The 23,544-nt window shown below is 57.6% G+C and carries 25 protein-coding genes and 1 tRNA gene; 14 read left to right on the top strand and 12 right to left on the bottom strand.

Annotated elements, in window-relative coordinates:
- Positions 1–175 precede the first annotated feature (175 nt).
- From Q0Y09_RS04070 to Q0Y09_RS04040, 7 genes are all read right to left on the bottom strand, one after another.
- Entirely contained in the window at positions 176–1,465 is a 1,290-nt protein-coding gene (locus Q0Y09_RS04070) for a hypothetical protein (RefSeq protein WP_297718000.1), read from the bottom strand.
- Positions 1,466–1,486: 21 nt separating this feature from the next.
- Positions 1,487–1,993, bottom strand: a complete 507-nt coding sequence (locus Q0Y09_RS04065; protein ID WP_297717997.1) for a sigma-70 family RNA polymerase sigma factor — start codon at positions 1,991–1,993, stop codon at positions 1,487–1,489.
- 234 nt (positions 1,994–2,227) lie between these two features.
- Positions 2,228–3,301: a Xaa-Pro peptidase family protein gene (locus tag Q0Y09_RS04060; protein WP_297717994.1), complete on the bottom strand. Its 1,074-nt coding sequence runs from the start codon at positions 3,299–3,301 to the stop codon at positions 2,228–2,230.
- 84 nt (positions 3,302–3,385) lie between these two features.
- A complete protein-coding gene (locus Q0Y09_RS04055) occupies positions 3,386–4,294 on the bottom strand; it encodes a 3-hydroxybutyryl-CoA dehydrogenase (protein WP_367184339.1) in 909 nt (302 codons plus the stop codon).
- Positions 4,295–4,541: 247 nt separating this feature from the next.
- Entirely contained in the window at positions 4,542–5,318 is a 777-nt protein-coding gene (locus Q0Y09_RS04050; protein WP_297717989.1) for an enoyl-CoA hydratase-related protein, read from the bottom strand.
- A 506-nt stretch (positions 5,319–5,824) separates the two neighbouring features.
- A tRNA-Leu gene (locus tag Q0Y09_RS04045) sits at positions 5,825–5,911 on the bottom strand.
- Positions 5,912–6,012: 101 nt separating this feature from the next.
- Positions 6,013–6,285, bottom strand: a complete 273-nt coding sequence (locus Q0Y09_RS04040; RefSeq protein ID WP_297717986.1) for a DUF6514 family protein — start codon at positions 6,283–6,285, stop codon at positions 6,013–6,015.
- Between the two features lie 286 nt (positions 6,286–6,571).
- Between Q0Y09_RS04040 and Q0Y09_RS04035 the strand changes: the two genes are divergently transcribed.
- The 3 genes from Q0Y09_RS04035 to Q0Y09_RS04025 all read left to right on the top strand — a co-directional run bounded on the left by Q0Y09_RS04035 (position 6,572) and on the right by Q0Y09_RS04025 (position 9,604).
- Positions 6,572–7,519 carry a 2-hydroxyacid dehydrogenase gene (locus tag Q0Y09_RS04035; protein ID WP_297717983.1) on the top strand — a complete coding sequence of 316 codons (948 nt, stop codon included), beginning with the start codon at positions 6,572–6,574 and terminating at the stop codon, positions 7,517–7,519.
- A gap of 127 nt (positions 7,520–7,646) precedes the next feature.
- Complete coding sequence (locus Q0Y09_RS04030) at positions 7,647–8,240, top strand: AAA family ATPase (RefSeq protein WP_297717980.1); 594 nt, start codon at positions 7,647–7,649, stop codon at positions 8,238–8,240.
- 23 nt (positions 8,241–8,263) lie between these two features.
- Positions 8,264–9,604 (top strand): MATE family efflux transporter, encoded by a 1,341-nt coding sequence (locus Q0Y09_RS04025; RefSeq protein ID WP_297718003.1) that lies wholly within the window; start codon positions 8,264–8,266, stop codon positions 9,602–9,604.
- Between the two features lie 279 nt (positions 9,605–9,883).
- Here Q0Y09_RS04025 and Q0Y09_RS04020 read toward each other — a convergent pair whose 3' ends face one another.
- On the bottom strand, positions 9,884–10,759 hold the full coding sequence (locus tag Q0Y09_RS04020; RefSeq protein WP_297717977.1) for a LysR substrate-binding domain-containing protein: 876 nt from the start codon (positions 10,757–10,759) through the stop codon (positions 9,884–9,886).
- Positions 10,760–11,199: 440 nt separating this feature from the next.
- Here Q0Y09_RS04020 and Q0Y09_RS04015 point away from each other — a divergent pair, with 440 nt between their 5' ends.
- From Q0Y09_RS04015 to Q0Y09_RS03990, 6 genes are all read left to right on the top strand, one after another.
- Complete coding sequence (locus Q0Y09_RS04015; RefSeq protein ID WP_297717974.1) at positions 11,200–12,534, top strand: acetyl-CoA hydrolase/transferase C-terminal domain-containing protein; 1,335 nt, start codon at positions 11,200–11,202, stop codon at positions 12,532–12,534.
- Between the two features lie 80 nt (positions 12,535–12,614).
- Complete coding sequence (locus Q0Y09_RS04010) at positions 12,615–13,520, top strand: alpha/beta hydrolase (protein WP_297717970.1); 906 nt, start codon at positions 12,615–12,617, stop codon at positions 13,518–13,520.
- A 59-nt stretch (positions 13,521–13,579) separates the two neighbouring features.
- Positions 13,580–14,905 (top strand): GntP family permease, encoded by a 1,326-nt coding sequence (locus Q0Y09_RS04005; RefSeq protein ID WP_297717967.1) that lies wholly within the window; start codon positions 13,580–13,582, stop codon positions 14,903–14,905.
- Positions 14,906–15,050: 145 nt separating this feature from the next.
- Positions 15,051–16,604, top strand: a complete 1,554-nt coding sequence (locus Q0Y09_RS04000; protein ID WP_297717965.1) for an acyl CoA:acetate/3-ketoacid CoA transferase — start codon at positions 15,051–15,053, stop codon at positions 16,602–16,604.
- A gap of 43 nt (positions 16,605–16,647) precedes the next feature.
- Entirely contained in the window at positions 16,648–17,058 is a 411-nt protein-coding gene (locus Q0Y09_RS03995) for a MaoC family dehydratase (protein WP_297717962.1), read from the top strand.
- Positions 17,059–17,255: 197 nt separating this feature from the next.
- Positions 17,256–17,627, top strand: a complete 372-nt coding sequence (locus Q0Y09_RS03990; RefSeq protein WP_297717959.1) for a hypothetical protein — start codon at positions 17,256–17,258, stop codon at positions 17,625–17,627.
- Between the two features lie 699 nt (positions 17,628–18,326).
- Here Q0Y09_RS03990 and Q0Y09_RS03985 read toward each other — a convergent pair.
- Both Q0Y09_RS03985 and Q0Y09_RS03980 read right to left on the bottom strand, forming a co-directional pair.
- A complete protein-coding gene (locus Q0Y09_RS03985; protein ID WP_297717956.1) occupies positions 18,327–19,400 on the bottom strand; it encodes a site-specific integrase in 1,074 nt (357 codons plus the stop codon).
- Between the two features lie 99 nt (positions 19,401–19,499).
- A complete protein-coding gene (locus tag Q0Y09_RS03980) occupies positions 19,500–20,195 on the bottom strand; it encodes an NYN domain-containing protein (RefSeq protein WP_297717953.1) in 696 nt (231 codons plus the stop codon).
- Positions 20,196–20,614: 419 nt separating this feature from the next.
- On the opposite strand from Q0Y09_RS03980, the gene Q0Y09_RS03975 reads away from it, so the two are divergent.
- Positions 20,615–20,743: a hypothetical protein gene (locus Q0Y09_RS03975; protein WP_297717949.1), complete on the top strand. Its 129-nt coding sequence runs from the start codon at positions 20,615–20,617 to the stop codon at positions 20,741–20,743.
- Positions 20,744–20,799: 56 nt separating this feature from the next.
- Positions 20,800–21,141: a hypothetical protein gene (locus tag Q0Y09_RS03970; protein WP_297717946.1), complete on the top strand. Its 342-nt coding sequence runs from the start codon at positions 20,800–20,802 to the stop codon at positions 21,139–21,141.
- Positions 21,142–21,199: 58 nt separating this feature from the next.
- On the opposite strand, the gene Q0Y09_RS03965 is transcribed toward Q0Y09_RS03970, so the two are convergent.
- Positions 21,200–21,580 carry a helix-turn-helix transcriptional regulator gene (locus Q0Y09_RS03965; protein WP_297717944.1) on the bottom strand — a complete coding sequence of 127 codons (381 nt, stop codon included), beginning with the start codon at positions 21,578–21,580 and terminating at the stop codon, positions 21,200–21,202.
- Positions 21,581–21,955: 375 nt separating this feature from the next.
- Here Q0Y09_RS03965 and Q0Y09_RS03960 point away from each other — a divergent pair, with 375 nt between their 5' ends.
- Complete coding sequence (locus Q0Y09_RS03960; protein WP_297717942.1) at positions 21,956–22,114, top strand: hypothetical protein; 159 nt, start codon at positions 21,956–21,958, stop codon at positions 22,112–22,114.
- Here Q0Y09_RS03960 and Q0Y09_RS03955 read toward each other — a convergent pair.
- Positions 22,111–22,383: a hypothetical protein gene (locus Q0Y09_RS03955; RefSeq protein WP_297717939.1), complete on the bottom strand. Its 273-nt coding sequence runs from the start codon at positions 22,381–22,383 to the stop codon at positions 22,111–22,113. The two genes, Q0Y09_RS03960 and Q0Y09_RS03955, sit on opposite strands and share 4 nt — an antisense overlap.
- A 333-nt stretch (positions 22,384–22,716) precedes the next feature.
- Here Q0Y09_RS03955 and Q0Y09_RS03950 point away from each other — a divergent pair, with 333 nt between their 5' ends.
- Together Q0Y09_RS03950 and Q0Y09_RS03945 are read left to right on the top strand one after the other, a co-directional pair.
- Positions 22,717–22,929, top strand: a complete 213-nt coding sequence (locus Q0Y09_RS03950) for an XRE family transcriptional regulator (protein WP_297717936.1) — start codon at positions 22,717–22,719, stop codon at positions 22,927–22,929.
- 24 nt (positions 22,930–22,953) lie between these two features.
- The coding region (locus Q0Y09_RS03945) for an antA/AntB antirepressor family protein (RefSeq protein WP_297717933.1) at positions 22,954–23,544 on the top strand (591 nt) is incomplete at its 3' end.

Below are 23,544 nucleotides of genomic sequence, written 5' to 3'. Positions count from 1 at the left end.
GCGCGTCGGAAAAAACACTGCTCAGGCCGCAAACGTGCGGCGCAGTCTCTTCGGCTGCGCCGTGCGCTGCAGCGGCCTGCATCCCTTCGAAAAAATGCTTGCATTTTTGAGAGAGCCTGTCGACTTTGTCGACAGGCTCAAGCCTGCCGTGGGAGTTTCCCACGGCGGGCCTTGCTCAGGATGCATAGCGGGGGATCGAGTCCACGATCTGGCGGCACTCCTCTTCGGTCAGGTTCCCACCCACAGAGCCCGACACGCCGCCATCCATCCAGGCCACACTGCGCCATGGGCCGTTGCTGATGATGTAGAAGGTGACGCCGGCCTTTTCAAAGGTGACCACCGGACTGTCATCCTTGGGATAGACCGTGCTCCCCACCCCGCCGGGGTCGGTGTGCAGGTCGAAGGAGAGGGACAGATTCCGCTCGCCCTCCACATCGGTGGCAAAGAGGTGGGCGGAGTACCAGCCCGCCTCCTCGGACGCATAGGTGTCGGACTCCACCGGGACAAAGCCTTCCGGCAGCCAGGCGGGGGCATACCCGCTGTCGATGCCCACGGCCTCCATGGCCGCCTGGATGGTGGCGTACTTGGGCGGAACGCTCATATCGGGCGCCGTGTATACCCACTCGTCCGGCGACGTAATGGAGCGGACAAAGTGCCTGGCCTGCTCCAGGTCCATGTCTCCGCAGATCTCTCCCGAGTACCGCCCACAGGCCCAGGTGATGCGGTACCGGTCCGTGCCCAGGGGGACGATGTAATAGGTCCGCCCGTCAAATTCATAGACGACGGTATCCGGGTCGTCCCTACCCTGGACGTCGGCCTCAGCCTGTCTGGCCGTTCTCCGCTCCCGGACCACAAAGGTGTAGCCATCCCCAGCCTTTGTGCGGTGGTCCTCGGTGAAGACGGCGCCGCCGTCCTCCTCGGTGACCGTGATCTCCAGCCCGGGGAAGTCCTCCCCCTCCCAAACCGGGTTCCAGGTGGGCAGCATGGGCACCCGGACGCCGTAGGCATCCAGGGCCGCCTGTCCGTTGGAATAGCATGCCGTCTCCGGCTCCCAGCCCTCACCGGTGGTGAAGGTGAACTCCCCCCGGGTCCAGTTGGCCGCATATTGGAACAGGTCCAGACCCAACCCCTGGGCCGCCAGGGCCACCACCAGCACCGCCGCCGCAGCCACGCCGGCCAGTCTGGGCAGGAGCCGCCTGGGGCGGAGGGCGCGTTTTTCCCTGGGGGCAACCGCCGCACCGGAGAAGAGGTCCCCATGCCGCAGCCGAAAATCTGCCTCGGCACGCCCGGCGTCAAAGCCGTGCTCCGCGCCGTCCAGCGCCTCCATGGCAGAAAGCAGGCGCTCTGTCACTGCGGGGTCAAAGGTCTCCGCCTCCACCCCGTCCAGGTAGTCGGAAAAGTCCTCCATCAGCCGCTCTGCCGCAGCGGCCCGACCTTCCTCCTGGCCCATCTCCATCACCTCCATGCTCTCATCTTCTATATTGATTCAGCAGCCCGATTTGTGACAGGTATGGAAACTTTTTTCCAAAATCTTTTTGCAGTGATTTTTCGCCCGGAAGAGCCGGGTCCTGGAATTCATCTCCGAGATGCCCAGCCGCCGGGCGATCTCCTGGTGGGTGTACTCCTCCTGGTAGAAGAGGACCAGCACCTCCCGCTCGCTGTCGCTGAGCCCTGGGGGCAGCTCCTCCACCAGATCCCTCGTCTCCTCCTCCGGGGCCGCACAGGCGCTGACGTCCTCCAATGGGATCTCCCGGTGGTACCGGGCCATCTTCACCTCGGTGAGGATCAGGTGCTGGAGGGTCTTCCACAGCCAGCCCTCCAGATTGGGGTGCTCCATCAGCTTGTCCCGCTGCTGGAGCAGCCGGACGAAGGCTTCCTCCGCCAACTCCTCCGCCAGGGAGCGGTTGCGCAGCTGCCGCAGGGCATAGGCGAACATCCTGGGGGCGTTTTTCTGGTACAGGTCGGTAAACAGACTGTCCCAATCCCTCTGCATCTGAAAAACACCCCCCCTCGTCTGTTTCTGGCCGCAGCTTTCCTTTGATTACACTATACCATATCCCGCCCGTTTTTGGAATATGGACCTCTTTGTGTTGCCGGACAAACGAAAACCCGTCTCCATACGACCCAATGTTCATTCGTAATAGAAGCATATGAACAGGCTGGGCAGATTTGAGAAATACAGAAAAGGACCGTGGAACAGCATGTTCCACGGTCCTTTTTCTTGTCGTTATTCCACCACCAGCAGGTCCTTGGGATAGGCGTTGAGGACCTCGCAGCCGGTCTCGGTGACCAACACCAGGTCCTCGATGCGCACCCCCAGCTTTCCGGGCAGGTAGATGCCCGGCTCCACCGAGAAGACCATGCCTGGCCGGGTGAGGACCTCACAGGCGGAGGAGTTGTCCGGCGGCTCGTGGCACTCCAGGCCGCAGCCGTGGCCCAGGCGATGGGTGAAATAGGGGCCGTAGCCTGCGTCGGTGATGACCTTCCGGGCGGCGGCGTCGATGTCCCGCATGGGGATGCCGGGGCGGATCATGGCCTCGGCGGCCTCATTGGCCGCCCGGACAGTCTCATATACCCTCCGGCCCTCCTCGCTCACCGCGCCGAAAAAGACGGTGCGGGTCATGTCGCACCAGTACCGCTGGATGGGGATGAAAATGTCCATGACCACCGAATCCCCAACCTTGATCCTGGTCTCGTTGGGGCCGTGGTGGGGATCGGCGCCGTTGGGGCCGAAGCAGACCAGCTGGCCCTCGTTGGACCGGTCTGCGCCGTTGGCCCGGAAGGCATTTTCCACCACCTCGGCCAGCTCCCGTTCCGAAGCGCCGGCGTGGATGGCGCGGATCACGGTGTCCATCACCCGGTCGTTGATTTGGGAGGCCCGGCGCATGGCGGCGATCTCGGCCTCGTCCTTGCACATCCGGGCGTCGTCCACCGGACCGGAGCCCAGCACCGGCACAATGTCGCTCCGGCGGCTCAGGATGCCGATGAGGAACTTGCTGGGCCACCACTTGTCCACGCCCAGCTTCCCCGGCTTCAGGTCAGCGGCCAGAATGGAGGCGGGATCGTTGCTGTCGGTGTGGAGCTTCATGGGCAGGTCGGGCTGGTGCGGAATGGCAAAGAGCTCGTTGGCGTAGAGGGTGCAGCTGCCGTCATCCCGGATGAGCAGGGCCAGCATCCGCTCCATGGGGTCGACATGGATGCCGGTGAGGTAGTAGACCGAGGCGGTGGCCGTCACCACGATCTGTTCCAGGCCCTGGTCGGCCATATTGGCCGCCACCCGGGCAAGACGCGTTTGGTCCATAGTGCTCAACTCCTTTCTATCCGTTACAAAGAACGCGGACCCGCCTGTACGGCGGGTCCGCGCCCAAAGCTCCGCAGGGAGATCTTACTTCTTGGTGTAGTCGAAGAAGCCCACGCCGGTCTTGCGGCCCAGCTCACCAGCACGGACCTTCTTCCGGATGAGCAGGGAGCAGCGATACTTGGGATCGCCGGTCTCGTTGTAGATGGTGTCCATGATGGCCTGGCAGACGTCCAGACCGATCAGATCGCCCAGAGCCAGGGGGCCCATGGGGTGGTTGGCGCCCAGCTTCATGGCGGTGTCGATGCCCTCAGCGGTGGCAACGCCGGTGTAGAGCAGGTCGGCGGCCTCGTTGATCATGGGGATGAGGATCTTGTTGACCACAAAGCCGGGGGCCTCGTGGACCTCAACGGGCTCCTTGCCGATCTCCACGGACAGGTCGCGGATGGTGTTGTAGGTCTCGTCAGAGGTCTTGGCGCCGCGGATGACCTCGACCAGCTTCATGACGGTAGCGGGGTTGAAGAAGTGCATGCCGATGAACTTGTCGGGGCGCTGGGTGGCGGCGGCAATGGCGGTGATGGAGATGGAGGAGGTGTTGGTGGCCAGGATGGTCTCGGGCTTGCAGATCTTGTCCAGGTCGGCGAAGATGGACTTCTTGATCTCCAGCTTCTCCACGGCGGCCTCCACGACCAGGTCGGCGTCGGCGGCAGCGTTCAGGTCGGTGGTGAAGGTCATCTTGTCGGTGATGGCCTTCTTGCCGGCCTCGTCCATCTTGCCCTTGGACACCAGCTTGTCCAGGCTCTTGTTCAGGCGGGCCTCGGAGGCCTTGATGATGTCGTCATTGATGTCGCGGACGACCACATCGAACCCCTTCTTGGCAAAGACCTGAGCAATGTCCAGGCCCATGGTGCCGCCGCCGATAACAACGATCTTTTTCATAATGACATACCCCTTTTCCCAATTTCTATTCATTTTATTGAGATCTTGCTGGAGCATCCTCCAGACTTGATCGTCCGGACGCGCAATTACAGGTGACATAGGTACCCCTTCGGTTTTACTTGTTCTGGAAGTGCTTTTCAGCGCGCTTCACGCCCCACAAAAGCGCCGCTTTTGCGGGGGCCCCGTGATCTCACTCAAATCGCCGGAACTGAATTCCGTCGATTTCAAGGTTTTGGCCTGCGGCCAAAACGCTTGGCGGCGTGACCGCCGGGGCGCTGGCAAGCGCAGCTCTTTTCCCGTTTTCTTACTTGTTCTGGAAGTGCTTTTCAGCGCGCTTTTCCAGGAACGCAGTCATACCTTCGGTCTGATCCTCCGTGCCGAAGCAGACGCCAAATGCCTCAGCCTCGAAGGCGGAGCCGGTGGCGATGTCGGTCTGCATCCCCATGCGGATGCAGCGTTTGGACTCCTGCACGGCGATCTGGGCGTTGGCACAGATGGCGTTTGCCATCTCCATGGCCTTGGGCATCAGCTCCTCGGGGGGATAGACCTCGCTGACCAGACCGATGGCCTTGGCCTCGGCAGCGCCGATGACCTTGGCGGTGAGAATGAGCTCCATCGCCTTGGAGACGCCCACGATGCGGGGCAGACGCTGGGTGCCGGCGAAGCCGGGGGTGATGCCCAGACCCACTTCGGGCTGGCCGAACTTGGCCTTCTCGCTGGCCAGACGGATGTCGCAGGCCATGCACAGCTCATTGCCGCCGCCCAGAGCGAAGCCGTTGACAGCCGCAATGACGGGCTTGGCCATGTTCTCCAGCTTCAGGAAAACGCTGCCGCCGTGGACGCCGAACTTCTTTCCGCCGGTGGAGGTGAGATCCCGCATCTCGCCGATATCAGCGCCCGCCACAAAGGAACGACCAGCGCCGGTGAGGATCACAACATAGATGTCATCGTTGGCAGCCACTTCGTCAATGGCTGCGTCCAGATCACTGAGGACCTGGCTGTTGAGGGCGTTCAGGGCTTCCTGGCGGTCAATGGTCAAAATACCGACATGGCCCTGCTGCTCAATTTTGACAAATCCCATACTTTGCTGCCTCCTTACATACTGCGATACAGCCCTTCCCACGGGGCCTTTCGCAAGTATCAGTATAGACCGTTTCTCCTTACCGCGCAAGAGGGCAAAAGGGAAAATTTTTGTTCCGAAAGCACAATGATTTTCAAATTTAACGGCTTTTTTTCGCACCATTTCATGTGGTAGCACCAATTTACCCGATTTTTGGGAACATCTTGGCCGCCAAAATCTGCGGGGCGGGAGACCTCTCTTCATTCGGAAAAACAAAAAACGTGGGAGCAAACACCATATCGTTTGCTCCCACGTACCTTGTGTTGATAATAAAGATGCAGACCGGACCGGGGCCCCACACAGTGGGGCGGCGCGCCTGCGCCGTACAAGCGTTTGCGCCACAGGTGAAAACCTTGGCGCAGGGGCAATTTATTTGCCCCGAGCATTGAAATACCGAAGGGTGGAGGCCGCCTTCGGTGGCCGGAAGGCAAAAAGAAAGACATGACCTATGGTCATGTCTTTCTTTTTGGTGCGGCTGGCGGGAGTCGAACCCGCACGCCCATACGGACACAAGCACCTCAAGCTTGCCAGTCTACCAGTTCCAGCACAGCCGCAAAATGCGACTCATGTTTGAATCGCAAGGGTTATTATATATGCTGACACCGGTTTTGTCAACAGTTTTTTTCACCCTCTGGAAAATCCTGCTCACACGGGGTCACAGCCAGTCGTCCACCACATCCCGGAGCCCGGCGGGCCCCACCCTGTTCCGGGTCAGCAGCTCCAGAAGGCCGTCGATCCGCTCGGTGTTCACCGTAAGGTCGGGAATGGCCGCCGTTTCCCCGCCCATCTCCCGGATCTTTACCCCGTAGCTCTCGCAGGCGAAGTGCTCGGCCACCTCCATCTGCCCGATGAGTATGTAGTACGCAAAGTGATGGGTTTGCCCGTCTTCGCCGGACGCAGTACGGGCGCCGACAAACAACTCTCGCATGCGCAGTCCTCCTTCGTTGTATTATCTACCATTATATGTAATATTATTCCAGTTTCAATCAAAATCGTTCCTCCAAACCAGACAGGAATCGTCTGGAGCTGTCCCTTCCGCCGGTGGGGCGGCGTCGAAGCGCCCCGAAGAAGTTGGAAGAGGGCGGAAGTCCGTCGGACGATTCTGCCGGCGGCTGCGGCCTTGTTTTTTGCGTGTCCGGTGCTATAATGGGTGCATATGACAGATTGCGGACGGCGCAGAGGCGACAGGCCGCAGAGACTGGAGGTCCTTTTTCATGAAAATCGTACTGTTGGAGTCCCTGGGCGTACCCGACGCCCTGCTGCATGAATGTGCCCGCCCCTTTGTGGCGGCCGGCCACACCTTCGAGTCCTATCCGAAGGACACAGATCCCGCAGTCCAGCTCCGGCGGGCGGGCGACGCCGACGTCATCATGCTGGCCAATATGCCCCTCACCGGAGCGGTCATCTCCGGCTGCTCCAATCTGAAATTCATCGATGTGGCCTTTACCGGCGTGGACCATGTGGATCTCGCCGCCGCCAAATCCAAGGGCGTGGTGGTGTCCAACGCAGCCGGCTACTCCACCCAGGCGGTGGCCGAGCTGAGCCTTTCCATGATGCTCTCCCTGCTCCGAAATGTGCCCCAGGTGGACGCACGCTGCCGGGCCGGGGCCACCAAGGACGGCCTGGTGGGTACGGAGCTCCGGGGCAAGACCGTGGGCATCGTGGGCGCCGGCGCCATCGGCACCCGCACCGCACAGTTGTGCGCCGCCTTCGGCTGCAAGGTCCTGGCCTACAAGCGCCATGTCAAGGGGGACGAGCCCGACTTCATGACCTTTGTCTCCCTGGATGAGCTCCTGGCCCAGTCTGATATCGTCTCCCTCCACTGCCCCCTCAACGATGAATCCCGGGGCATGATCCACGCCGGGACCATCGCCAAAATGAAGCCCGGGGCCCTCCTCATCAACGCCGCCCGGGGGCCCGTGGTGGACAGTCAGGCTCTGGCCGACGCCCTCAACAGCGGGCGGCTGGGGGGCGCCGGCATCGATGTCTTTGAAATGGAGCCGCCGGTCCCACAGGACCACCCCCTCCTCCACGCCAAAAATACCATCGTCACCCCCCATGTGGCCTTTGCCACCGCCGAGTCCATGGAGGCACGCTGCCACATTGTCTTTGACAATCTGAAGGCGTGGATTGAGGGCTCCCCCGTCAACCGTGTCCTCTGAGGCCGTACGGCAGGGTCTACAATCCAGGAAGGGAAAAACCACGGTCTGGTGTGAATCCTGACCGTGGTCTTTTTCTCCGTGTCATGGTATAATGATACCAGAAAAAAGAAAGCAAGGAGGTATCGTCATGTCGCATACTGTGATTACCGTTGGCCGTCAGTTTGGCTCCGGTGGACGCATCATCGCCCAGCGGGTGGCGGAAGCCCTGCACATCCCATTTTACGACAAGGCCGTCATTGATCTGGCCGCCAAGGAGACGGGTCTCTCCGAGGAGTTCATCCGGCAGGCCGAGCAGAAAAAAACCAGCAGCTTCCTCTATAATCTCTACATGAGCACCCAGAATCTGCCCGTCAGCGACCAGGTGTTCATCGCCGAGAGCGACGTGATCCGGAAGGTGGCCGCCGTGGGTCCCTGCGTCATTGTGGGCCGCTGCGCCGATTACGTTCTGCGCAACCAGGAGGGCGTGCTCAACCTCTTCATCCACGCCCCGCTGGAGGAGCGGATCGCCCGCGCCAAGGAAGAATATCATGTGGAGGCGCCCGATGTCCGGTCCTATGTCCTCAAGCAGGACAAGAGCCGCGCTGCCTTCTATGAGCACTTCTCTGATCGGGTCTGGGGCAGAGCGGAAAATTTCCATCTCTCCATCAACAGCACCATCGGTCTGGACATCTCCGTGGATCTCATTCTGGCACTGGCCAGGGAACGGGGGTTCCACGCGTGAATCAGCAGCCCCAGGAAAACAAAATGGGCGTTATGCCCGTCAACCGTCTCCTCATTACCATGTCCCTGCCCATGATGATCTCCATGCTGGTGCAGGCCCTCTACAACGTGGTGGACAGCGTCTTCGTCTCCTACATCAGTGAGGACGCTCTAGCCGCCGTTGGACTGGCCTTCCCGGCCCAGAACCTGATGATCTCGGTGGCCGTAGGCACCGGTGTGGGCATCAACGCCCTCCTCTCCAAAAGCCTGGGCGAGAAAAATCAGGAGGTCGCTGACCGTACGGCGGTCAACGGCATTTTCCTCGCCTTCTGCTCCTGGCTGGCCTTTGCCGTGCTGGGCGGCCTCTTCTCCCGGACCTTTATGGAGCTTCAGACTCCGGTGGCAAGCATCGTCGATTACGGCACCACCTACCTGTCCATCGTCTCTGTGGTGTCCATGGGCATGATGTTCCAGATCTGCTTTGAGCGGCTTCTTCAGTCCACCGGCAAGACTATCTATACTATGATCTCCCAGGCCACAGGCGCCATTTGCAACATCATCCTGGACCCTCTGCTCATCTTCGGCGTGGGCCCCTTCCCCGAGCTGGGCATCGCCGGCGCGGCCTGGGCCACCGTACTGGGCCAGATCGTGGGCGCTCTGCTGGGGCTCTACTGCAACCTGCGGCGCAACCCGGAGGTCTCCATCTCCTTCCGTGGCTTCCGTCCCAGCGGCATCATCATCCGCAAGATCTATGCCGTGGGCGTACCCTCCATCATCATGTCCTCCATCGGCTCCGTGATGACCTTCGGCATGAACAAGATCCTGGGCGCCTTCAACTCCACAGCCGTAGCGGTCTTCTCCGCCTACTTCAAGCTGGAATCCTTTATTTTCATGCCTGTTTTCGGTCTCAACAACGGCATCGTCCCCATCATCGCCTACAATTACGGCGCCCGGAAGCCGGAGCGCATCAGCCGTACCGTCCAGCTGGGCGTTCTCTACGCGGTAGCCATCATGGCCGTCGGCGTGGCCCTCTTCTGGATCGTGCCCCGGCAGCTTCTGGGCATCTTCAACGCCTCTGCACAGATGCTGGAGATCGGTGTGCCCGCCCTGCGGGTCATCAGCCTGAGCTTCCTCTTTGCCGCCTTCGGTATCGTCACCTCCTCGGTGTGTCAGGCCCTGGGCAAGGGCGTGCTGAGCCTGATGGTGTCGGTGCTCCGGCAGCTGGTGCTCATCCTGCCCGCCGCCTGGCTCCTGGGCCGGTTCTTCGGCCTGAGCGCCGTGTGGCTGGCCTTCCCCTTCGCCGAGATCTTCTCCTTCCTCCTGAGCGCGATCTTCATGACCTACCTGTTCCGGACCATCATCCGGCCTATGGGACAGCGCCGGTGAATCTCCGCTCGATCATAATGAAAAGCCACGGTTCAGCTATGCTGAACTGCGGCTTGAGTTTGTCGAAAAAGTGGAGCCACGCAAAGTAAGCCACGGGGGAATAGTGTGAAAGGGGGGCGGTGAGCCCCCACTTTCGCGTGCAGTCAGGAGCTTTTTCGATGAAATCGAAAAAGTCAGCAGCTTGTCGAAAAAGCCCCTTAGGGCTTTTTCGACAAGCTGAAGCCGCGGTTCAGCTATGCTGAACCGCGGCTTTTTGTCCTGTTTGCCCCGTCTCCGCCATCAGGGCTCATCACAGAAATTCCAAAAACTTTTGGCCGCGCCGGTGAGGACCTTGCACTTTTTGCAGATCAGGCCCAGGGTCCATGGGAACTCCGGTTCCCTGAGCGCAACGCAGCAGATCCGGTCTCGATACAGCTTTTCCACCAGGGGCCTGCCAATCAGGGTGACCCCGTGATTCTCGGCGGTCATCTCCAGCAAGAGATCCCACTGTGAGGTTGTAAAGGTAACATTGGGTACAAAGCCCGCCTGGGCACAGCGGGCCAGCACCTGGTCGTGGAACATATACTCCTTGGACACGAGGAGCATGGGTTCCTCCTTCAGTTCCGCAAAATCCACCGTTGCCCGCCGGGCCAGCCGATGTTTTTGTGAGACCGCCAGCACAACATCCGAGCGATAGACGGTCTTGAGCCGCATGTGTGGGTTCTCATAAGGCTCTATCACAACGCCCAAATCAATCTGATCTTCCGTGACCATCGTCTCAATTTTCTTGGAAGTTCCCTCAAAAATCTGAATATTTACCTGGGGAAATTTCACCCCGTACTCGTGGAGGACCCGGGAGAAAAAAACGCTGCCCACTGACGGCGGAAGCCCAAAGCGCAGAGTTCCCTTGCCCTGTTCCAAGGCCGCTGTCAGTTCCTCCGTGCGGGCCTTCCAGTAGCTGAGGATATCCATTGCATAGCGGTAGACGATCTCTCCCTCTCCGGTCAGGCTCAGTTCCCTTGGGTCCCTCCGAAACAGCGTAACCCCCAACTCTTGCTCCAAGGCCCGGATGGATTTGCTTAGGGCAGGCTGACTGATAAAAAGCCGTTCGGCCGCCTTGGTAAAGCTCTTCTCCTCCACGACCCGCACAAAATATTCCAGCTGGATTCGCTTCATACATCCTCCTCTCAGGGCCCAGTCCGGCTGGGTATCCCCCATAAAAAGAACGGTAAAAGCCCGTGGAATGATTGTGCTTTTTATTATAGGGTGCCTGGAGATATTTTGCAAACCTCTTTTTGATATAACAGCCTTCCGACATTCTTCTCCCAGCATCTACCTCGCAGCCATCCAATCAACATTTTATCTGTTATATCTTCATTTTTATATAAAATTTTATCTAAAATTCGCATTTTTATATTGCTATAACCGAAATTCATACCGCGATAAAAAAGGTGTATTTATCAAATCGCGCGACATGTTCTATAATCAAATCACCAAAGCGGGGCGGCCTTCGGGGCCGCAAACTGGGCGACATGCCAAAGGGCGGCGTGTCCCCCAAGGGCCGACCACTGTCTCTGTGGCCGCACCTGATGACCAAGCGGAAGGGAGTTTTTTCTGTGAACCAATACGAAGCCCTGTACCAGCAAAAGAAGATGACTGCCGAGCAAGCCCTGGAACTGATCCAGGATGGAGACTATCTGTTCTCTGCTCAGGCAGCCGCAGAGCCCCAGGCCATCCTCTCCAAGCTCCAGCACCTGAAAAAGACCGGCGTAAAGGGGACCACCCTCAACACCTGTCTCCCCATCCAGTATTACGATGCGATGAAGGACCCCGAGATGGCCGGCATCATGGACCACAGCGGATGGTTTTTCAACGCCGCGCTCCGGGACGCCCAGAAGAAAAAGCTGGTGAGCGCCGTGCCCCAGAGTTCCACCTCCGTCCTGCGGAAGACCCTTCAGCGGATCAAGCACGACGGACGCCGGCCTGTGGTGATGGCCACCGTCTCCCCCATGGATGAGCACGGCTATCTCTCCCTCTCCATCAGCGCCATTTATGAGCGCGACCTCATTGACCAGGGCGCACTGGTCCTTCTGGAGGTCAACCCCAACTTCCCCCGCACCTTCGGCGACACCCAGGTCCACATCTCCGAGGTGGACGCCATTGTGGAGTCTGACCGCCCCATCCCCGCAGCAAAGCTGGCCCCCTACACCGAAGTGGACCGGAAGATCGGCATCTATGTAGCCTCCCTGGTGGAAGACGGCTCCACCATCCAGCTGGGCATCGGCAACATCCCCAACGCAGTGGCCAACGAACTCAAAAGCAAAAAGCACCTGGGCATCCACACCGAGATGTTCACCGAGACCATGGTGGACCTGATTGAGTGCGGCGCTGTGGACAACTCCCAAAAGGGCTTTATGAACGGATACTCCGTCTGCTCCTTCACCATGGGCAGCCAGCGCCTGTATGACTTCGTCAACAACAATCCCTCCGTGCTCTTCAAGTCGGCCACCTTCTCCAACGACCCCTATACCATCGCGAAGAACAACAAGTTCGTCTCCATCAATGCCAGCCTGGAGATCGACCTCACCGGCCAGTGCGCCTCCGAGACGGTGGGCAACCTCCAGTGGTCCGGCACCGGCGGCCAGTCTGAGACCGTCCAGGGCGCTCAGATGTCCCCCGGAGGAAAGTCCATCATCGCCATGCACTCCACCTACTCCACCACCGACGAGAACGGCAAGGAGGTCCTTCACTCCAAGATCGTCCCCTTCCTGGCCCGTGGCGCCGCCGTCACCACCTCCCGGAACGACACTGACTATGTGGTCACCGAATATGGCATCGCCTGGCTGCGCGGGCTCAACATCCGCCAGCGGGTAGAGGCTCTAATCAGCATCGCCCACCCCGACTTCCGGGACTGGCTGCGGGAAGAGGCTGAGAAGCATCTCATCTGGTAATCCCAGACCGGCAGAATACCACACCAGATACCTTTTCACCCCGATATTCCAATTTCAGTATAAAAAGGGATAATATTCATATGTGCAGCTTACCGTTTTCCATCCAGACCTTCCGGGCCTTTGACGGCGCCGAGCTCCACTATGTGGATGTTGGCAGCGGACAGGCCATGGTCTATGTCTGCGGCTTTGGGAGCACCATCGAGTCCCAGGCCCCCTTCATCTCCGCCATGGCCGAGGTGGGAAGGATCATCGTCTTTGACCAGCGCGCCTTTGGCATGACCCCGGCCGCCGGCGAAATGGGGATCGCTCCGTCTGCCCGGGATGTCCGGGCGCTGCTGGAACACTTGGATCTGCGGGACGTTGTCCTTTACGGGTACTCCATGGGCGCCGCAGTTACCTTCTCCTACGTGGAGCAGTTCGGTACTGATCGGCTCTCCAGGGTCATTCTGGGCGATATGTCCCCCAAACTCATCAACGAGGATGGCTGGACGCTGGGGCTCTACCAGGGCGCCTACACCCGCTCCATGTACGAGGAGGACCTGGCCCTGCTCCGCACCGATTACAAACGTTTTGCGCTGCGGGTCGCCGAAGGGCTTCTCTTCCCGAACAGCGCCTCCCTCCCCCTCAGCCAGAGCGGGACCACAGAAGAGATACGGGCCCGTATCCTGGCCCAGCGCAGCGACCTCATCGCCCAGACCCTTCTCAAAGGAATGGTGGACATCACGGCGGAGCACATGTCCGCCAATTATCACTACTGGTCCACCATGGCGGGGGCCGACTTCCGCACTGTTCTGCCCCGGATCGACGTCCCGGCCATGATCCTTTACGCCGACCCCGGCTCCGCCTACCGGCCCGAAACCGCAGCCTACATGAGCCATCAGATCCCCCGGTCTTCCCGGATGCCCCTCTATGGCTGTACCCACATGGCGGCCTCTGAAAATCCCATGCAGTGGCGGGGCTGTGTGGCCGCCTTTGCCTACGGCTGATTCATTCCGGCCTGCCTAAGGCAGGTTACAAAAACAAAAAAGAAAGAGAGGAAATCATTATGGAGATCATCAGTGTGATCGGCATGATCCTTGGCGTTGCAGTCCTGATCTACCTCACCTTCAAGGGAGTCAACGGCTTTGTCGCCTCGCTGATCGGCGCCATCATCGTTATTGTCACCAGCGGCCTTCCCTTCTGGGGGACCCTCACCGGCACCTATGCCGCCTCTCTCGGCAGCACCTTCGGCTCTTATTTGTTCCTGTTCACCATCGGCTCCGCGTACAGTGAGCTGATGAAAAAGAGCGGCGCAGCCGAGTCCATTGCAAACTTCCTTTTCGGCTTCCTGGGCGTGAAGGCCACGGTGGCCGGCACCCTCATCATCACCTTCCTGCTGGCCTACGGCGGTGTCAACGCCTTCATCATCATCTTCGCCGTCTACCCTGTGGCTGTCCCCATGTTCCGCAAGGCAAACGTCTCCAAGCTGCTGATGCCCGCCATCTTCCTGTATGGCGCCGTGGTCCTGAACGTGGTCACCCCCGGCGCCCCCTCCATGCTGTGCATCGCCCTTTCCGAGAAGCTGGGCGTCACCACCTTTGCCGCCCCCACCATGGCCATCGTTCTCCTCATCGTGGCCTTCGGCTTCGGCGTGTTCTACTTCACCTGGGCCTCCAACTCTCTTCGGGCCCGCGGCATCGGCTTTGTGGCCTCTGAGAGCGACGCTGAGCTCATCGCCGGCAGCACCAGCGGCAAGGAGCTGCCCCCCATCCACCTGGCCATCCTGCCCTACGTCGTTATCATCGTTCTGAAGCTGGTCCTGGCCAACTACATGAGCGCCTCCGACGGCATCAATACCGCCATGGGCGTGGGCGCCATTGTCCTCCTTATCACCAACTACAAGTATCTCAAGGGCCATGTTGTGGAGGACCTGGTGACCGGCTTCCTCTCCAGCATCAACCCCCTCCTGCTGACCGCCGCCCTGATGGGCTTCGCCTCCGTCGTCAACGCCTGTGCAGGCTTCCAGTACTTCATGAACTTCGCCATGATGCTGGCCGACAAGATGAACCCCTACATCTCCGCCGTCATCGTGACCAACGTTTTCTCCGGTATCACCGGCGCCTCCCTCAGCGGTACTCAGATCTTCTGCAGCACCATGGCTGACCAGTTCATGTCCCTGGGTACCGTGAACCCCGAGGCCCTCTACAAGGTCGTCGGCATGGCCGCTATGGGCATGGACACCCTGCCCCACTGCCCCACCTTCGTCATGGAGGCCCAGGTCTGCGGCGTGACCACCAAGGAGTCTTATCCCCACGTCCTGGTCATGACCGTTATCACCCCCATCGTGCTGGCGCTGATCGCCGCCACAATGGCCATCGTCGGGCTCATCTGATCCGACCTGCCACGTCTCCCTCTGTCATGCTCGGAGTGGGTCAGTGTCCGTTCCTATGGGCACTGACCCATTTTCCCCTAAAATATGATTGCGTTTTGTACTATTCAGTCATTCTATTTCATTTTGTTAAGGAGGATATGGACCTATGGCAAAGATTCTGACCGCCCGCGAGGCCGTTGAAGCCTGCTTCCGGGACGGAGCCACCGTGACCTTCGGCGGCTTTGCCAACGGAGTGATGCACCCGGAGGAGATCATGGTGGCTCTGGAGGAATACGCCTCTAGCGGACAGCTCAGGGACCTGACGGTGGTTTACGCCTCCGGCCAGGGCGACAGCTCTGACCGCGGTCTCAACCACCTGGCTGTGGAGGGGCTGTGCAGCAAGGTGATCGGCGGCCACTGGGGCCTGGCTCCCAAGTTGGGAAAGCTGGCCGCGGAGAATCGGCTGGCCGCCTACAATCTGCCCCAGGGCGTCATCTCTCAGCTCTTCCGGGAAATTGCCGCAAAGCGTCCCGGCGTAATCACCCATGTGGGACTGGACACCTTTGTGGACCCTCGCCTGGAGGGCGGAAAGCTCAACGATGCCGCCCGTGCAGCAGGAGATGTGGTCCAGCTCATCCAGATAGGCGGCGAGGAACGGCTGTTCTACCCATCTTTCCCCATCGACGTCGCGGTCATCCGGGCTACCTATGCTGACGAGCAGGGCAACTGCACCTTTGAAAAGGAAGGCGTATATGCCGAGGCGCTGGCCCAGGCCCAGGCTGCCCACAACTCCGGCGGAAAGGTGATCGTCCAGGTGGAAAAGGTGGTCACCCATGGCTGTCTGGACACCAGACTGGTCCGTCTCCCCGGAATCTACGTGGACGTGCTGGTACCGTCCACCCCCGGGCACCACATGCAGACCTTCGGCACACAGTACGACCCCGCCTTCTCCGGTGAGGTCCGCGTCCCAATGGACACCCTTGCCCCCCTCCCGATGGGGGAGCGTAAGATCATCGCGCGCAGAGCGGCCATGGAGCTGGTCCCCCACGCTGTGACCAATCTGGGCATTGGCATGCCGGAGGGCGTGGCCGCTGTCGCGGCGGAAGAGGGCCTGGAGGGGATGGTCCTCACAACAGAAGTGGGCGCTGTGGGCGGCGTTCCAGCCGGCGGACTGGACTTCGGAGCTGCCACCAATGTGGACTGCATCCTGGACCAGCCCACCCAGTTTGATTTTTATGACGGCGGCGGGCTGGACGTCGCCTTCCTGGGTCTTGCCCAAATGGACAGGGCAGGGAATGTGAATGTGAGCAAGTTCGGTCCCAAGATCGCAGGCTGCGGCGGCTTCATCAACATCACACAAAACGCCAAGAAGGTGATCTACTGCGGCACCTTCACCGCAGGCGGACTGAAGGTCTCTGTGGAGGACGGCGCCCTGAAAATCCTCCAGGAGGGCAAAGTCAGAAAGCTGGTGAATCAGGTGGAGCAGGTGACCTTTGCGGGCAGCTATGCCATCCGCCACGGACAGCCTGTCCTCTATGTGACGGAGCGGGCCGTCTTCGCCCTCACAGAGGAGGGCGTGGAGCTCAGGGAGGTGGCCCCCGGCATCGACATTCAGCGGGATATCCTGGACCAGATGGACTTCACCCCCATTATGAGGGACGTTCAGCGCATGGACACACGCATTTTCTGCGAGGAGCGGATGGATCTTCGCTCCCGATAAGCCTTTTCCGTCTGAATACAAAACAAATCAGGAGGAATGAAAGATGACCATTCAAGAGATCAATCTGGGCGACAGCGCCAGTGTGACAAAGACCGTAACGGAGACAGACGTCTATCTGTTTGCAGGGATCACCGGGGACCTCAACCCGGCCCACACCAACGAGGTCTCCGCCAGCCAGACACAGTTTGGCGGACGGATCGCCCACGGCATTCTGGGGGCGGGCTTCATCTCCGCCGTTCTGGGCATGAAGCTCCCCGGACCGGGCACCATCTATCTCGGCCAGGAGTTGAAGTTCACCAAACCGGTCTACATCGGCGACACCGTAACCGCCTGCTGTACTGTCAATGAGATCCTTCCCGAGAAAAACATCGTGAAGCTGGAGACCATCTGTACCAATCAACGAGGCGACGTCGTCATCAAGGGGATGGCCACCGCAATGCCACCGAAGTCCTGATAGACGGGCCGGCAAATTCCGATTTATCAAAAAGGCTTGGGAAGTCACACTTTCTATGTGCTTCCCAAGCCTTTTTCATTCTGCAACACTGCTGTTTCTCCTACCCGCCTCATCGCTGTATGTAACAACATCACAGACACTCTATGGCTCCATATGGTAGCATAGCCCCAGAATTTGAAAGAAGGGAGCCTGCGACTATGAAGCAGACTGATTTTGTGGTGACCCTGTTTGAAGGTAAAGAGAACCCGGACAATCTGACCGTTGCAGTGGTCATGGCCCTGAATGCCCTGAAGCAGGGCTATTCCGCCTCCATCATCCTCATGGTAAAGGCCGTCGCCCTGGGACAGCCGGATGCCGCCCGCGGCGTGGATATCGGCGACCCGTTCTCGGAGGTCGGCGGACAGCTGGACGAATTTCTGGAGCTGGGTGGTCAGGTGTGTATCTGCAATTCCTGTATGGTACACAACGGATTCACTCCGGAGCAGATGGACCCCCGCTATGTCCTCATCACCGCACCTGATGTCGTCAGCCTGCTCATGGGCGCAAAGGGGTCCCTTCAGATCACCTGATAGGATGCCTTGCTCCAGCACAGCGCCGGCCCTCAGAAAAACAGAGTCGCCTTTCGGCAGCGAACTCCAACACAAAAGCACCTGCTTAAACGCGGTGAAATAAGAAAGTAAGCAAGAACCCGCTAGATCCATTTTCAAAGCCATGCCTATCAGCGAAAGAGCGGAGGGGCGTCGCTTGCGCGACGCCCCTCCGCTTAAAACCAAATCTTCCCCACCAGGGTTTTTGTACGAAAATTATGAACTCCGTTAGAACATTGGCACTGGCAAAAAGAGGCCGCTACACAGGGAACACCCTGCATAGCGGCCTCTTTTCTTATCTCTCCGCACATAGCAGACAGACCAAGACGAACACTCCACCGACTGCATAAATCGTCGGCGTGGTGTTCGTCTGGCTCTCTTTTGGCAAGGGGTAACAATCCGAATCCTCTCAGGTTGTTTGCGGTTTTACTTGAGGAGTACCCAATCGGCCTTCTGGCCGGCGGCGCATTTGCGCCGTACAAGCGTTTTGCCGCAGTCAAAACCTTGGCGCAGGGGCAATTCACTTGCCCCGAGCATTTTTAATCACCGAAGGGTGGAGCCGCCCTCTGGGCGGCGGAACCCAAAAAAGAAAGACATCTGCTGAAAGCAGATGTCTTTCTTTTTTGGTGGAGGCGGGGGGAGTTGAACCCCCCTGTTAAAACCTGATAAGCACTTGCAGCTCTAAGTCCCGTCGTTTTCCGTGTGTAAATTCGTGTGCAAAAGTGCATTGTACTGAGCATCTATCATATTTGAGAATTGGTCCTCTTTTGATCTCAGTGTATGCAAATATGTTGTTTTGAGCATGTTGTCTGTTTTGTGCCCCATGCGTTGCTGAATATAGGTATTTGGAACACCGAGAGACATAGCCACCGATGCGGCTGTATGCCGGAGGTCGTGAAAGCGGTAATGCGGAACCCCCAGCTTTTTACACAATCGGCTAAACCGCTTATACATGGCCTGACCTGATAGTGTCACCATGTGTTCGGATCTGTGTGGCGTTCTGTTTAGTACATCCAATATATGCTGTGGCAACCTGATTTTCCGGTCCCCGGAAAAGGTCTTGGTTCCCTTCTCCTGCGCGCCGTTTTCCCCGTCCACGATGGCGGTCTTGATGTGAATAAAGTCCCCTTCGATACAGTCCCAGGTGAGCCCTCTGATCTCCGAGGACCGGAGGCCGAGCCACATGGCCAGCAGGATGGGAAGCTCCATCTGACTGCCCTGAGCGGCATTGAGGATCATACTCATTTCGTCCAGGTCGGGGATCTTCACGTCGTACTTCTGCTTTTGCGGCAGGGTGGTCCTCAGCACCAGGTCGGGCCGATAGACGCTCAAGGCGGCGCTCAGGAGCCCGTGGGCATTGCGCACGGATTTGGGCGATTTCTTCTTGGCAAGATCGTTGACCCATCGCTGGACCGCTTCCTGGGTGAGAAAGGGGAGCTTTGTGCCCACCACCCCCTCCAGATCGTTTGCTTTGATCTTCTTATACCCGGCCACGGTGGAGGGAGAGAGGACGGAATCCTTACTTTCAATGTAGCGGTCCACGGCGTCCCCTACGGTCATGGAGGAGACTGGCGTCTCCTTCTGGAGCAGTCCCGCTTTGAGGGCCAGGGCCTTGGCGTGGGCCACTGCCGGGTCGTCGTCCACCACGGAGACCCGCTTCCCGGCCACCATCACCTGACAGCGCCAGGAGCCGGAGGGGAGCTGCACTGGGGTGGGATTGGTCAGCTTTTTCGCCGCTCTTTTTGTGGATTGCATATTGGCCTCCATTCTGATAGAATGAAGGGGAAGTAGGTCGGTCAAACTTACTTCTCCCCTGGCCCCGTTCGGTGTTCGCTGCACCGGCGGGGCCCTTTTTCACTTCTGTTTCTCCTGCAAGGTGGAATTGGCCTTGAGTTCGTTTCTTTTCCCCCATTGAGATTTTAATCCATCAATGTGTTCAAAAAGATCATCTGTTATATTCCCCCACATGGGGTCTAATATAAAGTCAATTCCTTCCCTTCGCGCAAGTTTTGCCGCAGGGACAAAATCACTATCCCCAGCAATCAAAATAATTTGGTCAACCTGTTTTTTATAAGCTAGAGAGGCAATATCCACTCCTATTTTCATGTCTACACCCTTTTGTTGTGCAACGAAGATAAAGTCTGCTTCCGTTAACGATTCTAGTGTTCGTTTCCCGGTGCATAACAATCTGGTGACTTCTGGTTTTAGGTTGTAGTTCATATGTTCCGAGAGGTGCCCCAACCGAAGAGCAAACTTCCTTTTCTTTTTTAACTCTTCAAAAAATGCATTAGTCCAGGTATATGTATCTGATTTATCAAGGTCTACGTTTGCTCTTTTTAATGGATGATATACACTTTTCCTCCCAACAGGTGCGCAATCATAATAAAACACCCGATATAGCTGTCTATCTCCACCACCAGCACGATCATGTAAATGGGTCTGACAATATGCATGTAACTCTTTGGCCCGTTCTGATCCCGATTTTTCACCCCAGAGATATTTGGCCCTTTTCCGATAGAAACCACCGTCTACCAAGATAGCCGTCCGCATAGTATCACCTCAAACAAAAATAAGGCCCCAGGATTCAGCCGACCCCGTATAAGTGGGGGGCTTACTACCAGGGGCCTGTTTAGCGTGTTTGGCAAGCAGGAAATCCTGTTTACCATTTTTATAATATGCTCCTGGCGGCAAATTGTCAACCATCTTTCTGTAATTTTTCTTAACTTTTTGTGGTTTAGCGCAGCGCATGGATTTCTGCCACAGCTGTGAATTTTTGTTGTGCCGCTTAGCCTTCCCTCTCTTCCATCACCTCATTCTACACCAACCAAAGTCCCAAAAAACGGACTCAAAAAGTTGCGGATAGAGAAAAAATAGCGGGGTTTTCGTACACTTTTACACATTGATTATATAGAACAAATGTACTATCATAGAAGCACGGGAACACGCATGACCTGCTCAGGAGGGATGATATGAAACGAACCGATCTGCTGGACGAGCTGGCCAGGATGCTGGTGCATCTGGACGATGAGATGCTAAAGACCGTCTATGAATTTGTGCTGACCATCTCCGTCCCTGCCAATGGCGGGCATGGGCAATGACACGGCACAGGACATGGTATAATCAAAGCATCTTCAATACATATGGAGGACCACATATGAAAGAGATGAAAACACTGAACGAGCTGAGGGAGCTCACCCGCGAGGATGTGGAACGGATGTCCGATGAGGAGACCACCGAGGCGCTTGCCAATCTTATCGCAGCCGCAGTCAAAGAGCGGGATGAGGGTACTTTGGCAAGGGCGGAATGGCTACTTGTCCTCGCAGAACGAAATCCGGAGATGCTCAAACGAGAAGACGGCTGGGAGAATACAAAACTGAGACACGCTATCTACAACAGACTGGATCTGCTGGACGTCAAAGCATTGCAAGCCGTATATGTACACACCCTCGCAGCGCACGCAGATCAGATGAAGCGCCGCAGAAATTATCGACTCTAATTCGTATGTTAACCTGACCATCAACAAGTGAACACAGAACAGAGAAGACCGGTCCCCGTCACTGGGGGCCGGTCTTTTTCATTTCCTCCACCAGCTCCCAGGCTTTGCGCTCCAGCATGGCCCACTCATCGGTGGTCATGCGGGACATGACGGTGAGAAGCGTGCGCTTAAAGTCGTCGTCGTCGGTGATGACCTGCCCCAGGAAACGGGCCAGCTCGTCATTCCGGCTCATGGGGCGGATCATCTCCCCCTCCCCTGTCCGAAGCCAATGCTCGTCCACCTGGAACTCGCGGCAGATGTCGGTGATGGTCCGGTCACTTGGTACCCGGTCCCCTTTTTCAATCATCCACACGAAATTACGGGTCAGCCCAAGCCGTTCTGCAAATTTCTCCTGCGTAAGTTTGGTTTGTTTCCTAACCTCTGCAATACGATTATTCATGACGTCACCTCCTTGGGCTTATAGTATCACACGATTCTAACTCAGTCAACATATTTTCAAGAAAACCCTTGCATATTCTAACTAAGTATGCTAATATAATCTCACAAGTTAGCTACTGTGTTGGTCATCAATTTCTTGGACACATCTAGTTAAAGCAGTCCGCACAGACATAACCGGACCCATAATAGTCGTCAAAATAAATCTGTGAGCTTGTTTCCCGGCTGCAGATAGAGCACCGATTTACCTCTTCCTGTACTACCGCTTCCTCACCACAAGCACACAGAAGGACCAAGGGGAGCAATAGAAAAAATATGAAGCAATTCCTTTTCAATTAAATCTTCCTTTCGAAACCTGAATCTGATTGGGGGTGAGGGAGTGGACTACAAGAAAATCTTTATGGGCGTCAGCCAAGACACAATCGATGAAGCACTTAAAGGGATCTGCCGGGCGCTGATCGGGAAGGGCCTGACCTTCCGGCAGGCGGAGTGCCTTATAGAGATGGCGAAGGAAAAGCTGAAAGACGCAAAAATTTAACCATCTGAGAAGGGATGATACCCTTTGACCTGTAACGAGAATTCTAGCTCCTTCTGTGGGGCTGAGGGGAATAGTTCCCAATCATCCGGTATCATATCGGGCACTTGGGCCAGCTCTAAAATTCCAGTTTTCAAGTGTGAAAAAACAGAAGGGTCCAACTCTTGGCCGCAGTTCGGACATGACATAGCATCACGATCCACAAACTCGCCAGGACGAAACTCAAACGAACATTTACATTTTTCGCACTTGATCTCGACTTTGAAATCCATACATTTATCTCCTTTTCAAAAGTGATCGGCCCTTTGTGATGGTAGAACAGATCCGCCCGGTTGAGAGGCCGGGGTGTCACCCGCACCCCGGCCCCCGCCACACCTTGTCTCGACCATGTTGCCGCCGTGGGTGAAACGGCGCTCGGCATGGGACCCCGGCTTCGTGTGCGTAACGGGGCTGCCATTTCAGCCCGCTGTCCGGGAGATTACGAGAACCAGGGCAAGGGATATGGCACCGGTGAGGATACCCTCGATGGCGTCCACCCCCTTCCCGCCCATGGGCGGCTCCATTCTACCACAAACCACGCTTATGTGTAAAGGAGGGAGAGCAAAATGGGACGCCGGACAACGGAGTTCGGAAAGGGAATCGGGAAGCGGCTCATCGACATGGAGAAAAATCAGAACTGGCTGATTGAGCAGGTCCGGGATCGGACAGGTCTTTACTTCGATAGCTCCTACCTATACAAAATCAAGACCGGAACATTGGCAACGCCCAAAATTGTCCAGGCCATCTGCGAGATTCTAGATCTGCCTGAGCAGAGGTAGGATGAGAAATGAAGGAGGGTATTCATGAACGAGCTTATCAAAGTTGACTATACCGGCGAGCGACCCGCCGTCTCCGCAAGAGAACTGCACGAGTTTCTGGAAGTGGAAACTCCGTATCACAAGTGGTTCCCCCGTATGTGTGAGTACGGATTCACCGAAAATGCTGATTATTCAGTCACGGACATTTTTGTCCATAACCCAGCAGGTGGCCCGCAGAGTATGAAGGATGCCGCCATCTCTATCGACATGGCGAAAGAGATCTGCATGCTCCAGCGCAACGAGAAGGGCAAGCTGGCCCGACAGTATTTCCTTGCCCTGGAGCGGGACTGGAACAGCCCAGAGAAGGTTATGGCCCGGGCTCTCCATATCGCAGACCAGAAGATCCGGGCCCTGGAGGAACAGCGGGAGCTGGACCGGCCCAAAGTGCTCTTTGCCGATGCGGTGAGCACAGCCAAGACCTCTATCCTGATCGGCGAGCTGGCGAAGCTGCTCAAGCAGAATGGCGTCCCCAACATGGGCCAGAACCGGCTTTTCGACTGGATGCGGAGGAACGGATTTTTGATCCGCAGGTCGGGCGGAGACTACAACATGCCCACCCAGCGGGCCATGGAATTG

The organism is Intestinimonas sp. (assembly GCF_026169115.1).
GTDB lineage: Bacteria > Bacillota > Clostridia > Oscillospirales > Oscillospiraceae > Intestinimonas.
This window is presented reverse-complemented; position numbering and strand designations above follow the sequence as displayed.

Coding starts and splice junctions, on each gene's coding strand:
- Q0Y09_RS03970 (WP_297717946.1), top strand. CDS start 20,800: ATGAAAGAGATGAAAACACTGAACGAGCTGAGGGAGCTCACCCGCGAG.
- Q0Y09_RS04025 (WP_297718003.1), top strand. CDS start 8,264: ATGGGCGTTATGCCCGTCAACCGTCTCCTCATTACCATGTCCCTGCCC.
- Q0Y09_RS03995 (WP_297717962.1), top strand. CDS start 16,648: ATGACCATTCAAGAGATCAATCTGGGCGACAGCGCCAGTGTGACAAAG.
- Q0Y09_RS04060 (WP_297717994.1), bottom strand. CDS start 3,301: ATGGACCAAACGCGTCTTGCCCGGGTGGCGGCCAATATGGCCGACCAG.
- Q0Y09_RS04055 (WP_367184339.1), bottom strand. CDS start 4,294: ATGCTCCAGCAAGATCTCAATAAAATGAATAGAAATTGGGAAAAGGGG.
- Q0Y09_RS03965 (WP_297717944.1), bottom strand. CDS start 21,580: ATGAATAATCGTATTGCAGAGGTTAGGAAACAAACCAAACTTACGCAG.
- Q0Y09_RS04030 (WP_297717980.1), top strand. CDS start 7,647: ATGTCGCATACTGTGATTACCGTTGGCCGTCAGTTTGGCTCCGGTGGA.
- Q0Y09_RS04040 (WP_297717986.1), bottom strand. CDS start 6,285: ATGCGAGAGTTGTTTGTCGGCGCCCGTACTGCGTCCGGCGAAGACGGG.
- Q0Y09_RS04010 (WP_297717970.1), top strand. CDS start 12,615: ATGTGCAGCTTACCGTTTTCCATCCAGACCTTCCGGGCCTTTGACGGC.
- Q0Y09_RS04005 (WP_297717967.1), top strand. CDS start 13,580: ATGGAGATCATCAGTGTGATCGGCATGATCCTTGGCGTTGCAGTCCTG.
- Q0Y09_RS03950 (WP_297717936.1), top strand. CDS start 22,717: ATGGGACGCCGGACAACGGAGTTCGGAAAGGGAATCGGGAAGCGGCTC.
- Q0Y09_RS04050 (WP_297717989.1), bottom strand. CDS start 5,318: ATGGGATTTGTCAAAATTGAGCAGCAGGGCCATGTCGGTATTTTGACC.
- Q0Y09_RS03985 (WP_297717956.1), bottom strand. CDS start 19,400: ATGCAATCCACAAAAAGAGCGGCGAAAAAGCTGACCAATCCCACCCCA.
- Q0Y09_RS03990 (WP_297717959.1), top strand. CDS start 17,256: ATGAAGCAGACTGATTTTGTGGTGACCCTGTTTGAAGGTAAAGAGAAC.
- Q0Y09_RS03975 (WP_297717949.1), top strand. CDS start 20,615: ATGAAACGAACCGATCTGCTGGACGAGCTGGCCAGGATGCTGGTGCAT.
- Q0Y09_RS04070 (WP_297718000.1), bottom strand. CDS start 1,465: ATGGAGGTGATGGAGATGGGCCAGGAGGAAGGTCGGGCCGCTGCGGCA.
- Q0Y09_RS04020 (WP_297717977.1), bottom strand. CDS start 10,759: ATGAAGCGAATCCAGCTGGAATATTTTGTGCGGGTCGTGGAGGAGAAG.
- Q0Y09_RS04035 (WP_297717983.1), top strand. CDS start 6,572: ATGAAAATCGTACTGTTGGAGTCCCTGGGCGTACCCGACGCCCTGCTG.
- Q0Y09_RS03980 (WP_297717953.1), bottom strand. CDS start 20,195: ATGCGGACGGCTATCTTGGTAGACGGTGGTTTCTATCGGAAAAGGGCC.
- Q0Y09_RS03955 (WP_297717939.1), bottom strand. CDS start 22,383: ATGGATTTCAAAGTCGAGATCAAGTGCGAAAAATGTAAATGTTCGTTT.
- Q0Y09_RS04000 (WP_297717965.1), top strand. CDS start 15,051: ATGGCAAAGATTCTGACCGCCCGCGAGGCCGTTGAAGCCTGCTTCCGG.
- Q0Y09_RS04065 (WP_297717997.1), bottom strand. CDS start 1,993: ATGCAGAGGGATTGGGACAGTCTGTTTACCGACCTGTACCAGAAAAAC.